This is a genomic window from Streptomyces microflavus (assembly GCF_014650075.1).
Lineage (GTDB): Bacteria > Actinomycetota > Actinomycetes > Streptomycetales > Streptomycetaceae > Streptomyces > Streptomyces microflavus.
The window spans coordinates 431,134-444,623 of record NZ_BMUG01000004.1; the positions used below are offsets into that span (position 1 = coordinate 431,134).

At 71.5% G+C, this 13,490-nt stretch carries 8 protein-coding genes; all 8 read left to right on the plus strand.

From position 1 onward, the window contains the following. Positions 1-74 precede the first annotated feature (74 nt). The 8 genes from IE264_RS14170 to IE264_RS14205 all read left to right on the plus strand — a co-directional run bounded on the left by IE264_RS14170 (position 75) and on the right by IE264_RS14205 (position 13,428). Positions 75-1,037: a 2-hydroxyacid dehydrogenase gene (locus IE264_RS14170; protein WP_032757511.1), complete on the plus strand. Its 963-nt coding sequence runs from the start codon at positions 75-77 to the stop codon at positions 1,035-1,037. Between the two features lie 324 nt (positions 1,038-1,361). Beyond that, positions 1,362-4,181, plus strand: coding sequence for a putative bifunctional diguanylate cyclase/phosphodiesterase (locus IE264_RS14175; RefSeq protein ID WP_032757509.1), 2,820 nt, complete (start codon positions 1,362-1,364; stop codon positions 4,179-4,181). Positions 4,182-4,413: 232 nt separating this feature from the next. Beyond that, complete coding sequence (locus tag IE264_RS14180) at positions 4,414-6,270, plus strand: acetolactate synthase large subunit (RefSeq protein ID WP_015611571.1); 1,857 nt, start codon at positions 4,414-4,416, stop codon at positions 6,268-6,270. 23 nt (positions 6,271-6,293) lie between these two features. After that, positions 6,294-6,821: an acetolactate synthase small subunit gene (gene ilvN / locus IE264_RS14185; protein WP_003966072.1), complete on the plus strand. Its 528-nt coding sequence runs from the start codon at positions 6,294-6,296 to the stop codon at positions 6,819-6,821. A 110-nt stretch (positions 6,822-6,931) separates the two neighbouring features. Continuing rightward, positions 6,932-7,933 carry a ketol-acid reductoisomerase gene (ilvC, locus tag IE264_RS14190; RefSeq protein ID WP_031124384.1) on the plus strand — a complete coding sequence of 334 codons (1,002 nt, stop codon included), beginning with the start codon at positions 6,932-6,934 and terminating at the stop codon, positions 7,931-7,933. 312 nt (positions 7,934-8,245) lie between these two features. After that, positions 8,246-9,838 (plus strand): phosphoglycerate dehydrogenase, encoded by a 1,593-nt coding sequence (gene serA, locus IE264_RS14195; RefSeq protein WP_015611573.1) that lies wholly within the window; start codon positions 8,246-8,248, stop codon positions 9,836-9,838. 255 nt (positions 9,839-10,093) lie between these two features. Beyond that, on the plus strand, positions 10,094-12,670 hold the full coding sequence (locus IE264_RS14200; protein WP_063605753.1) for a Tox-REase-5 domain-containing protein: 2,577 nt from the start codon (positions 10,094-10,096) through the stop codon (positions 12,668-12,670). A 59-nt stretch (positions 12,671-12,729) separates the two neighbouring features. After that, positions 12,730-13,428 carry a serine/threonine-protein kinase gene (locus IE264_RS14205; protein WP_015611575.1) on the plus strand — a complete coding sequence of 233 codons (699 nt, stop codon included), beginning with the start codon at positions 12,730-12,732 and terminating at the stop codon, positions 13,426-13,428. The last annotated feature ends 62 nt before the right edge of the window (positions 13,429-13,490 follow it).

Below are 13,490 nucleotides of genomic sequence, written 5' to 3' on the forward strand. Positions count from 1 at the left end.
TAACCTCTGGCCCGGCACGGTCTTCGATCAGCCGTCCTGGAGCACTCGCACACCCGTCGCATAGCCTCCTGACCATGACTTCGACGACTGCCGGCGCGACCACCGCCGATGTATGGCTGCCCTTCCCGGCCGACGAGATCGACGGGCTCCCCAAGGGCCTCGACTACCTCTTCTGGGACGGGGGGCCGGAGTACCCGGGGGACCCCGCGCACTGCGTCTACTACGTCGTCCCCTACATGAAGGGTTCCGAGATCGCCGTGCGGCCGCTGGACGCCATGAGCGCCGTCCAGGTCGTGCAGACGCTCTCCGCGGGCATCGACCACGTCGAGCCGGGCCTGGGGCTGCTGCCCGCCGGCGTACGCCTCTGCAACGCCAAGGGGGTGCACGAGGCGTCCACCGCCGAACTGGCGCTCACCCTGATCCTGGCCTCCCTGCGCGACCTCCCCGGCTTCGTCCACGGCCAGGACAAGGAGGAGTGGCGGTCCGGCTTCTATCCGGCGCTCGCCGACAAGTCCGTCCTCATCGTGGGTTACGGCTCCATCGGCTCGGCCATCGAGGACCGGCTCGCGCCCTTCGAGTGCGCGCGGGTGGTGCGCGTCGCGCGCTCCGCCCGGACCACCGAGCGCGGTCCCGTACACGCGCTCGACGACCTGCCGGTCCTGCTGCCCGACGCCGATGTCGTTGTGCTCTCCACCCCCCTGAACCCCTCCACACAAGGGCTGGTGGACGCCCGCTTCCTCGCCGCGATGCCGGACGGCGCCCTTCTCGTCAACGTCGCCCGGGGCGGAGTCGTGGACACCGGGGCCCTGTTGACCGAACTGGAATCCGGACGGCTGCGGGCGGCGCTCGATGTCACCGACCCGGAACCGCTGCCCTCCGGCCACCCTCTCTGGCATGCTCCGAATGTCTTGATCACGCCTCATGTGGGCGGCAGCACCTCGGCGTTCGAACCGCGCGCCAAGCGGCTGCTCGCCGAACAGCTCACCCGGTTCGCCGCGGGGGAGCCGGTGGTGAACGTCGTCAGGACCACCGGCTGAGGGCTCCCGGCCCTCACGCCGAGGCGCGATCCGCGTGCACACAGTGCCGCCCACCTCGCCTTTCGTCACGGAGCGTAGAGAAGCTATGGCCCTGAGTGACGAACCTGGTGTATCGTCCGCACCGGAGGGCTGCGCCGTGGCAGGGGCGGCGCGGGGGGAGCATCGGAACGCGAGGGGGCGACGGGCGATGTGCTGGCCATGGAGAGACGATCCGAGTCGGCGGAGCGGAGTGCGGCGGCCATCGGCGCTGCCCGGACGCGGAGTTCGCGGGTGGCCGGATTCCGCCCCGGGGCGGCGCCCGGGGCCGGGACGGGGAGCTCTCCGGTGAGCGTGCTGGGGACCTGGCTCTCGCCGCATCCCACCGCCGGCTCCATGGGGCTGCGGTCCCGGATCGTGCTCGGCCTCCTCTGCGCCGGATACTCGGTCGGAGCGGCCGTCGGCTGGGGATCGCCGGAAGTGGCCCGTTTCATGGGGGACTTCGGCCTCTCCGCGGCGGCGCTGACCGCCGCCGTCTCCTGCTTCCTCTACGCCCGGGTGAGCGCCGGGCGGCTGCGGCCCGCCTGGCTGCTGTTCTCGCTCTCCTCGCTCATGGCGGCCTGCGGCAACGCCGTCTGGGGGTGGTACGAGGTGGTGCTCGGCGTCCCCGTGCCCACCCCGTCGGCGGCCGACGCCTTCTTCCTCTGCTTCGCGCCGCCCGCCATCGTCGGGCTGCTCGTGCTCGCCAAGCGCCCCGTCACCCGGGCCGGCTGGGTCTGCCTGGCGCTGGACGCCTGGCTGATCGGCGGCTCCCTGCTCACCCTCGCCTGGAGCCTCGCCCTCGCGCACGCCGCGCACATGGCGGGCGTCCAGGACGCCAGTGTGGGCCCGGCGGCGCTCTCGCTGGCCTATCCGCTGCTGGACATCGTCCTCGTCTCCATGGTGCTCGCGCTGCACTTCCGCCGCTCCGGGGCCAACCGCTCCGCGGTGAACACCGCGATCGCCGCCCTGGCGCTGACCGTCCTGTGCGACGCGGTCTTCACCTCACCGCTGCTGCGCTCCACCTACAACTCGGGCCAGCTGCTCGACGCCGGCTGGTTCGCCGGCTCGCTGCTCCTCGCCTACGCCCCCTGGGGGGTACGACGCAGGGCGCCCGCCACCGACCGCCCGGGCCCGCCGCGCGCCATGAGCCGCCCGATCGCCGGATCGCTGGCCGCGCTCACCCCGTATCTCGCCGCGGCCGTCTGCACGCTCGGCATCCTGTACAACGTGGTCGAGGGCCGCCGGGTGGACCGGGTGGTCATCTTCACCGGCTGTACGGTCGTCCTCGCCCTGGTCGTCCGCCAGGGCATCATGCTCCTCGACAACATCTCCCTCACCCAGGAACTGGCGCAGAAGGAGAACCACTTCCGCTCCCTGGTGCAGGGCTCCAGCGATGTCATCATGATCGCCGCCCCCAGCGGCACCCTGCGCTACGTCAGCCCCGCCGCCGCCGGGGTCTACGGGCGCGACGCGGAGGACCTCGTAGGCTCCGAGCTCTCCTCGATCATCCACCCCGACGATCTCGGCCGGGTCGTCCACGAGGTGCGACGCTTCCTCGCGGCCCCGCCCCACGAGGAGCCCACCACCCGCATCGAGTGCCGCTTCCGCTCCGGCACCGGCGACTGGCTCCACGCCGAGTCCACCGTCAACCGGCACCAGGGCGGGCTCCTCCTCAACAGCCGGGACGTCACCGAACGCGTCAGGCTCCAGGCCCAGTTGCAGCACAACGCCGAGCACGACCCGCTCACCGACCTGCCCAACCGGGCCCTGTTCACCTCCCGGGTCCGCCAGGCGCTCACCGGCCGCCGGGCCGGCGACTCGGGCACCGCCGTGCTCTTCATCGACCTCGACGGCTTCAAGGCGGTCAACGACACCATCGGCCACCAGGCGGGCGACGAGCTGCTCATCCAGGCCGCCCGCCGCCTCCAGGAGTCCGTCCGGGCCGGGGACACCGCGGCGAGGCTCGGCGGTGACGAGTTCGCCGCGCTCATCATGGGCGACGGCACCCGCGACCAGGGCGCCCGCGAGTACCAGGTCCACGAGATCGCCGACCGGCTCCGCCTCACCCTCTCCCAGCCCTACCGGATCGGCCCCAGCGAGGTCCGGGTGGCCGCCTCCATCGGCGTCGCCTTTGCCGAGCCCGGCATCACCCCCACCGACCTCATGCGCAACGCGGACCTCGCGATGTACCGGGCCAAGGCCGGCGGCAAGGACCGGGTCGAGCTGTACGCCCCCCAGATGCAGGCCGACGTCGTACGCCGCTCCGAGCTGGCCACCCGGCTGCGCACCGCCCTGCGCGAGGGCGAGTTCGCCCTGCTGCACCAGCCGGTCGTCCACCTCGCCAGCGGGTCCGTCGCCGCCGTCGCCGCCCAGGCCCGCTGGCGCTCCGCCCAGGGCATCCTGTTCACCCCCGCCGAGTTCCTCCGGGTCACCGGCGACGACGACCGCACCGCCGAGCTGGGCCGCTGGCTCCTGGAGGAGGCCGTGAAGCAGGCCGCCGACCGGGCCAGGGCCGGCCACCCCGTCGCCGTCTCCGTGCGGCTCTCCGCCACCCGGCTGCTCGACAAGGCCCTGCCCTACGGCTCCATCGAGGCGCTGCTGACCCGGCACGGGCTGCCCTCGGGGGCGCTGATGATCGAGGTCGCCGACAGCGACCCCCGGATCTCCTTCGACGAGCTGGAGCAGCGGCTCGTGGCCCTGCGCCGCCTCGGGGTGCGGATCGCCCTCGACGGCTTCGGCAGCGGATTCGCCGCGATCAACGCGCTGCGCCGGCTCCCCATCGACGTACTGAAACTCGACCGGAACCTGGTCGAGGGGGTGGTCGAATCGGCCAGACTGCACAAGATCACCAGCGGGCTGCTGCGGATCGCCTGCGACCTCGGCCTGCAGTCCGTCGCCGACGGGGTCGACGTCCCCGAGCAGGTCCTCGCGCTCCGCGCCATGGGCTGCACCCACGGCCAGGGCATGGCCTTCTCCGGTCCGCTGGACGAGTACCGGCTGCGACGCGCCCTGGTCCGCGGCCAGTTCCCCGTACCGGGCGTCCCCGGCCCCCGTACGGTGATGGCGGGGGGCTCGATCCCGCTGCTCACCGGATCACATGCTGAGACGCCCGTCCCACCCACTTGACACTTCATGCGTGCCGGAGAGAGGGTCAATGCCATGCGCACCCGAATTCTCGTACTTGGAAAGCGCGTCGGCTGAAGCAGAGTCACTCCACGACACTCTGCGGACCGCACCCGGCGCGCTCCCCTCGCTTGCCTCACGGCACGAGGGGTTTTTTGTTGCACTGACACCTCTCAAATCGCTGTAAAACACCCGCGAAAAAACACCCGCGAACACCCTCAGCTTCGAGAAGAGAATGCCGATGACCGAGCAGGCCACCGGGGCCCACCACCCGCAGCCGCGCGCCCGTAACGGCGGACAGCCGTCCGTCACCGTTGAGCACGTCACGGGCGCGCAGTCCCTCATCCGTTCTCTCGAGGAAGTCGGCGCCGACACGGTATTCGGCATTCCCGGCGGCGCGATCCTCCCCGCCTACGACCCGATGATGGACTCCACCCGGGTCCGCCACGTCCTGGTCCGCCACGAGCAGGGCGCCGGCCACGCCGCCACCGGGTACGCGCAGGCCACCGGCAAGGTCGGCGTCTGCATGGCCACCTCGGGCCCCGGCGCCACCAACCTGGTCACCCCGATCGCCGACGCGCACATGGACTCCGTGCCGCTCGTCGCGATCACCGGCCAGGTCGCCTCCAAGGCCATCGGCACCGACGCCTTCCAGGAAGCCGACATCTGCGGCATCACGATGCCGATCACGAAGCACAACTTCCTGGTCACCAAGGCCGAGGACATCCCGCACACCATCGCCGAGGCCTTCCACATCGCCTCCACCGGCCGCCCCGGCCCCGTCCTCGTCGACATCGCCAAGGACGCCCTCCAGGCGAAGACCACCTTCAGCTGGCCGCCCACCCAGGACCTGCCCGGCTACCGGCCCGTCACCAAGCCGCACGCCAAGCAGATCCGCGAAGCGGCCAAGCTGATCACCCAGGCCAAGCGCCCCGTGCTGTACGTCGGCGGCGGCGTCATCAAGGCCGGCGCCACCGCCGAGCTCAAGGTCCTCGCGGAGCTGACCGGAGCCCCCGTCACCACCACCCTGATGGCGCTGGGCTCCTTCCCCGACAGCCACCCGCTGCACGTGGGAATGCCGGGCATGCACGGTGCGGTCACCGCCGTCACCGCGCTGCAGAAGGCCGACCTGATCGTCGCCCTCGGAGCCCGCTTCGACGACCGCGTCACCGGCAAGCTGGACAGCTTCGCCCCGTACGCCAAGATCGTCCACGCCGACATCGACCCGGCCGAGATCGGCAAGAACCGCACCGCGGACGTCCCGATCGTGGGCGACGCCCGCGAGGTCCTGGCCGACCTGGTCCAGGCCGTCCAGGCCGAGCACACCGAGGGCAACACCGGCGACTACACCGCCTGGTGGAAGGACCTCAACCGCTGGCGCGACACCTACCCCCTGGGCTACGACCTGCCCGAGGACGGCAGCCTCTCCCCGCAGCAGGTCATCCAGCGCATCGGCAAGCTCGCCCCCGAGGGCACGATCTTCGCGGCGGGCGTCGGCCAGCACCAGATGTGGGCCTCCCACTTCATCGACTACGAGCAGCCCGCCACCTGGCTCAACAGCGGCGGCGCCGGAACGATGGGGTACGCGGTCCCTGCCGCCATGGGCGCCAAGGCAGGCATGCCCGACCGCACCGTCTGGGCCATCGACGGCGACGGCTGCTTCCAGATGACCAACCAGGAACTGACCACCTGCGCGCTCAACAACATCCCGATCAAGGTCGCCATCATCAACAACGGCGCCCTCGGGATGGTCCGCCAGTGGCAGACCCTCTTCTACAACCAGCGCTACTCCAACACCGTGCTGCACTCCGGCACGGACACGGACGGCGCCCCGGCCAAGGGCACCCGCGTCCCGGACTTCGTCAAGCTCTCCGAGGCCATGGGCTGCTACGCCATCCGCTGCGAGGACCCGGCCGACCTGGACAAGGTCATCGAAGAGGCCAACTCCATCAACGACCGCCCCGTCGTGATCGACTTCATCGTCCACGAGGACGCCATGGTCTGGCCGATGGTCGCCGCCGGCACCTCCAACGACGAGGTCCAGGCCGCCCGCGGCGTCCGCCCCGACTTCGGCGACAACGAAGACGACTGAGAGACAGAGAGAGAACGACTCCCATGTCCGAAAAGCACACGCTCTCCGTCCTGGTCGAGAACAAGCCAGGTGTCCTCGCCCGGATCACCGCCCTGTTCTCCCGGCGCGGCTTCAACATCGACTCGCTCGCGGTCGGTACCACCGAACACCCCGACATCTCCCGCATCACCATCGTCGTGAATGTCGAGGGCCTGCCCCTGGAGCAGGTGACCAAGCAGCTCAACAAGCTGGTCAACGTCCTGAAGATCGTCGAACTCGAGCCCGCCGCCGCGATCCAGCGGGAGCTCGTCCTGGTGAAGGTCCGCGCCGACAGCGAGACCCGCTCCCAGATCGTCGAGATCGTCCAGCTGTTCCGGGCCAAGACCGTCGACGTCTCCCCGGAGGCCGTCACGATCGAGGCGACCGGAGGGGCCGACAAGCTGGAGGCGATGCTCAAGATGCTGGAGCAGTACGGCATCAAGGAGCTCGTCCAGTCCGGCACCATCGCCATAGGGCGCGGCGCGCGCTCGATCACCGACCGGTCGCTGCGCGCCCTCGACCGCTCCGCCTGACCGGCGGCGGGACGCGCGCCCGCGCCGCTCGCATGGCGAGACCCGATCACGTACACGACGCCCCCGCCGTACGGTGGGACGTAACACCTGCACACCAAGGAGAAGACCCAGTGGCCGAGCTGTTCTACGACGACGATGCCGACCTGTCCATCATCCAGGGCCGCAAGGTCGCGGTTCTCGGATACGGCAGCCAGGGCCACGCCCACGCGCTGTCGCTCCGTGACTCCGGCGTCGACGTCCGCGTCGGTCTGCACGAGGGCTCGAAGTCCAAGGCCAAGGCCGAGGAGCAGGGCCTGCGCGTGGTGACCCCGTCCGAGGCCGCCGCCGAGGCCGACGTCATCATGATCCTCGTCCCGGACCCGATCCAGGCCCAGGTCTACGAGGAGTCCGTCAAGGACAACCTCAAGGACGGCGACGCGCTGTTCTTCGGCCACGGCCTGAACATCCGCTTCGGCTTCATCAAGCCGCCGGCGGGCGTCGACGTCTGCATGGTCGCCCCGAAGGGCCCCGGCCACCTGGTCCGCCGCCAGTACGAGGAGGGCCGCGGCGTTCCCTGCATCGTGGCCGTCGAGCAGGACGCCACGGGCAAGGGCCTGGAGCTGGCCCTGTCGTACGCCAAGGGCATCGGTGGCACGCGGGCCGGCGTCATCAAGACCACCTTCACCGAGGAGACCGAGACCGACCTCTTCGGTGAGCAGGCCGTCCTCTGCGGTGGCACCGCCGCCCTGGTCAAGGCCGGTTTCGAGACGCTGACCGAGGCGGGCTACCAGCCCGAGATCGCGTACTTCGAGTGCCTGCACGAGCTGAAGCTCATCGTCGACCTCATGTACGAGGGCGGCCTGGAGAAGATGCGCTGGTCCATCTCGGAGACCGCCGAGTGGGGCGACTACGTCACCGGCCCGCGGATCATCACCGACGCCACCAAGGCCGAGATGAAGAAGGTCCTCACCGAGATCCAGGACGGCACCTTCGCCAACGCCTGGATGGCCGAGTACCACAACGGTCTGCCCAAGTACAACGAGTACAAGAAGGCCGACAGCGACCACCTGCTGGAGACCACGGGCCGTGAGCTCCGCAAGCTCATGAGCTGGGTGAACGACGAAGAGGCCTAGGCCTCGGGGGAGCGGGGCGGGTCCAGGAGGGCCCGCCCCGCTCCGTATCGCCCGCCTCGCACCCCCGTGTCACTGCGGAATCCGGGTGCGAGCCGGTCGCGGAAGCGGTGGTTCCGTACGGGTGTACACCACGTCCACCCTCGTGCGGGTGATCCTTCCACCGGGGCGCAGTGGACGGCCCTCCGCACCACTACACTTCTCAACACATACACGCGTCAGGGCCCACAGTGTCGTGCGTCTACCACGCGGCTAGCCCCTCCACCGCCTGCGGCCGTCGGGACGGCCGTCCGCACTGGACTTGTGAGGACTCACGTGAGCTCGAAACCTGTCGTACTCATCGCTGAAGAGCTGTCGCCCGCAACGGTCGACGCCCTGGGTCCGGATTTCGAGATCCGGCACTGCAACGGCGCTGACCGCGCCGAACTCCTCCCCGCGATCGCCGACGTCGACGCCATCCTGGTGCGTTCCGCCACGAAGGTCGACGCCGAGGCGATCGCCGCCGCGAAGAAGCTCCGCGTGGTGGCCCGCGCGGGCGTCGGTCTGGACAACGTCGACGTCTCCTCGGCCACCAAGGCCGGCGTGATGGTCGTCAACGCCCCGACCTCCAACATCGTGACCGCCGCCGAGCTGGCCTGCGGTCTGCTGGTCGCCACCGCGCGCAACATCCCCCAGGCCAACTCCGCCCTGAAGAACGGCGAGTGGAAGCGCTCCAAGTACACCGGGGTCGAGCTCAGCGAGAAGGTCCTCGGCGTCGTCGGCCTCGGCCGCATCGGTGTCCTCGTCGCGCAGCGCATGTCGGCCTTCGGCATGAAGATCGTCGCGTACGACCCCTACGTCCAGCCCGCCCGCGCCGCGCAGATGGGCGTCAAGCTCCTCAGCCTGGACGAGCTCCTCGAAGTCGCCGACTTCATCACCGTGCACCTGCCCAAGACCCCCGAGACCCTCGGTCTCATCGGGGACGAGGCGCTGCACAAGGTGAAGCCCTCGGTCCGCATCGTCAACGCCGCGCGCGGCGGGATCGTCGACGAGGAGGCGCTGTACTCCGCACTCAAGGAGGGCCGCGTCGCCGGCGCCGGCCTCGATGTGTACGCGAAGGAGCCCTGCACGGACTCCCCGCTCTTCCAGTTCGACCAGGTCGTCTGCACCCCGCACCTCGGCGCCTCCACCGACGAGGCCCAGGAGAAGGCGGGCATCGCGGTCGCCAAGTCCGTCCGCCTCGCGCTCGCCGGTGAGCTGGTCCCGGACGCGGTCAACGTCCAGGGCGGCGTCATCGCCGAGGACGTACGCCCCGGCCTGCCGCTCGCCGAGAAGCTCGGCCGGATCTTCACCGCCCTCGCGGGCGAGGTCGCGGCCCGGCTCGACGTCGAGGTGTATGGCGAGATCACCCAGCACGACGTCAAGGTGCTGGAACTCTCGGCGCTCAAGGGCGTCTTCGAGGACGTCGTGGACGAGACCGTCTCCTACGTCAACGCCCCGCTCTTCGCCCAGGAGCGCGGTGTCGAGGTCCGCCTCACCACCAGCTCCGAGTCGCCCGACCACCGCAACGTGGTCACCGTCCGCGGCACGCTCTCCAGCGGCGAGGAGGTCGCGGTCTCCGGCACGCTGGCAGGCCCGAAGCACCTCCAGAAGATCGTGGCCATCGGCGAGCACGACGTGGACCTGGCGCTCGCCGACCACATGGTCGTCCTGCGTTACCAGGACCGTCCCGGTGTGGTCGGCGCGGTCGGCAAGATCCTCGGCGAGGCCGGTCTGAACATCGCGGGCATGCAGGTCTCGCGGGCGGCGGAGGGCGGCGAGGCCCTGGTCGTCCTCACCGTGGACGAGACCGTCCCGCAGACGGTGCTGACCGAGATCGGCGACGAGATCGGCGCCTCCTCGGCCCGTTCGGTGAACCTCACCGACTGACGCGGCCCGTTCGGTGAACCTCACCGACTGACGCGGCCCGTTCGGTGAACCTCACCGACTGACGCGGACCATAGACGCACGACCCCGGCTGCCGGGCGCCCCTTCGCCGGGGCGCCCGGCAGTTGTCTGCGTTCGGGGGCCAATCCGCCGCTATGGGCCCCGGGTTGGGTCCTGGGGCCCACGACGGGTGAGGGGCCCCGACCCTAGGGTGACCCGTTGTCATGTCACTCATGGGCACCGGGGGTCGGATCACGTATGTCTGCTGTCGGTGGCATACCCGTAGCGGGAGGCCCGGCTCCGGCCGCCGCCCCGCGGCGTGACCTCCCGGGCCCCCTCGCCGTGGTGCGGGTGCTGCTCCTCGTCCTGGTCGGGGCGACGGCCCTCGGCGCGATCGGCCTCTCCGGCTCCGCGATCGCCGCCGACGCCATGGGCGCGCAGGTGCTCGGCATCGTGCTGTACGCCTCCGCGCCCGGGGTGCTCTGCGCACTGCTGGCCTGGTACCTGCGGACGGGCGGCAGGCTCGTCCGGTGGGGGATCGTCGCCGCCCAGGTCTGGCTGATCGTCGGGGGCCTCGGCAACCTGGCGGACGGCTCACCGGACGGGTTCACGCAGCTGGTGCTGCCCGTCCTCATCCTGGTGCTGCTGAGCCGGCCGCAGAGCCGGGCGTGGTTCCTGCTGCCGCCCCGGGAGCGCGGGGAGCCGCCGAAGTTCTCGCTCCCGCACATGATCACCTGGCGCCGGGACCGGGGGCAGTCCGCGCTGGAGTACCTGGGCCTGGTCCTGATCGTCGTCGCGCTGATCGGGGCCCTGACGGTGGGCGGCCTCGGCGGCCGGATCACGGAGGGGCTCCAGTCGGCGATCTGCTCGCTGACCGGCAGCTCGTGCCCGGTCTCGGGCGGCAGCGGCTCCGTCGAGGCCGGGGACACGTCGGGCGGGACGGGGACGGACGGCGGTTCGGCGCAGGGAGCCGATGGGGGAGCGGACGGGGGCGCCGACGGCGGTACGTCCGGAGGCAGTTCCGGAGACAGCTCCGGAGGTACGGACGCGGGTTCCACCGTCACGGGCGGTACGGGAGCCTCCGGCGGCGACGCGACAGGCGGAACCGGAAGCACAGGCGGCACAGGCGGCACGGGTGGCACGGATGGCACCGGCGGCGACACGACCGGCGGCGAGACAACGGGCTCCACGGGCTCCACGGGCTCTGCAGGCTCCACGGGCTCCACCGGTTCCACGGGTTCCACGGGCTCCTCCGGCTCCACCTCCGGCTCCCCCGCAGGCGGCGGCACCGGAGGACCCGACGACGACGGCCGCCCCGGCACCGGCGAGGACACCTTCCCCGAGGGCAACGAGGAGCCCGAGGCCGCCTACGACGTACCCGCCTCCGCCGAAGGGGACGACGAGGGCGGCGGGGGAGAGGAAGCCAGCGAGCAGGAGGACTGCGGCGGCTGGGGCTTCTTCGGCTGCGCCTGGGACCGTACGACCCAGGTCTTCAAGGGCCTGGTGGTCGACGGAATCTGGGGCGACATCTCCGGGATCATCGACCTGTTCAAGCCCGAGACCTGGGCCGGACTCGCCGACTACGGCCGTCAGCTCGGCGACCAGTGGATGAAGGACTCCCAGGGCGCGGGCGACAAGTGGGGCGACGGCGACTACCTGGGTGCCGTCTGGGACTGGGGCAAGGCCTCCGTCAACACCGTGGTCACCGTCGGGGACGACGTCTTCGTCGGGGACGACGTCCGCGAGCGCTGGAACAACGGGGAGAAGACCCGGGCCGTCACCGATGTGATCTGGAACGTCGGCTCGCTCTTCATCCCCGGCTACAACGTCGCCAAGGTGGTCGGCAAGGCCGGGAAGCTCGGCAAGGTCGGCAAGGTGGCCTCCGAGCTCGCGGACGCGGCGAGCGACGCGGGTGCGGCGGCGCGCCGGGCCCGCAAGGCGGCGGAGGCGGGCGACCTCGACGGCGTACGCAAGGCGGCGAAGGAAGCCGACGAGGCGGCGGACAGCGCCGAGGACGCGGCGCGCCGCACCGGTTGCGCGATCGCTTCGGGGCCGCCCCTGGTGCGGTACGGGGGCGGAGGCGCCGGTGGAGTCCCCGGTGACGGTACGGGGGTGCTGGCGGCCGGTTCGCCGGGCCGGGTGGTCCTCGCGAACGCCGGGTGCGACGAGGCGGCCAAGAAGGCGGCGGCCGAGGCGCGGGCAGCCGAACGCGCCGCGCACCTGGAGCAGAAGCGCCTGGAGGAGCCGGAGCGGGCCCGCAAGGCCGCGCTGGACAAGAAGCAGTACCCCGAGCCGCAGCGCAACGACACCTCCGACCCGCGCAACTACAACCCGCCGTCCTGGGCGGACGACCTCGCGAGCCGCACGCTCGGTGACGCGGACGCGGGCGACGGCTACTGGGCGAGCCGGGACCGCAACCCCGCGCCGAACTGGAAGAACGAGTCCTGGCTCCGCTACCAGGAGCAGATCACCGGGACGAACAGGGGCCAGGAGTACGTCGTACCGCATCCGAGCGAGGGCAAGCCGGCCGTGGAGTACGACGGCTGGGACTCCTCCCGGCAGACGTACCTGGAGGCCAAGAACGGCTACGACAGCTACCTCTCCCAGTCCGACCCGGGCACGCTCACCCCGTCCGGCAAGGCCAAGTTCCTGGCGGAGGCCCGCGCCCAGGTGGAGGCGGCCCGCGGCAAGCCCGTGGAGTGGCACTTCTCGAACCCGGAGGTGGCGAAGGCGGCCCGCCAGGCGTTCCGGGAGGCGAGGCTGCCGGTCAAGGTGGTCCCGACGCCGGTGAAACCGGGCGACAGCACGAGGAAGCCCGGGGCCTTCGACGAGTAGCCGAGTAGCCTGCACGCGAGGGCGGCCCCGAGCGGTCCGGTGACGGAGGAGAGATCAGCATGCGACGTGTGGTGCGGGGCTTCTGGGGCCCGAGGCCGGAGCCGGCCGAGGCGCTGGCCGACCGTTGGCGGCGGACCCTGGACGGGCTCGCCGGGCTGGTCCCGGAGGCGGCGGACGCCTGGAGCCAGGTCCACGCCGACGGACCCGCGACGGCCATCACGGCCGACGGGGACGCCCTGCTCGGCGCGGTGCGCGCCGCCCAGGGCGCGGACGGCTGGTCGGACCTGACGGGTACCGGGCTGCGGCTGGTCGGCACGGGCACGCCGGGCTGGGAGGCGGAGGTCAGCGGAGTGGCGGGGGGTGCGCCGGAGTTCCTGCTCCAGTCGGTCGCCGTGGTGCTCCACGCGCCGGAGGACGCGCCCGTCCCCGAGGAGGACATCCTCGCGCTCCTCGCCCGGGTGTGGGAGCCGGACTTCGGCGATGTGAGCGACGACGACGTGCTGGACGCGCTGGAGGACGAGGCGGGGTTCTCGGTCGAGGACCCTGCCGTGGGCCGGGCCGGCTACCTCTCCCCGGCCCGCGCCGCCCTCGTACCGGAAGGACTTGAGGCGGTCGGCCAGGAACTCCCCGGCGGCGGACTGCTGTTGAGCGTCGCGGCCCCCGGCGACACCGCGACGGTGGTGCGCGTGTGCGAGCGCCTGCGCGAGGCGGGGGCCCTGGCGCCGCTGCCCCGCCCGATGGACCGGGCCGTCCTGTGACCCCCGCAGCCGTCCGTGCCGCTACCGGAGCTGCGCTGTGACCCCCGCAGCCGTCCGTGCCG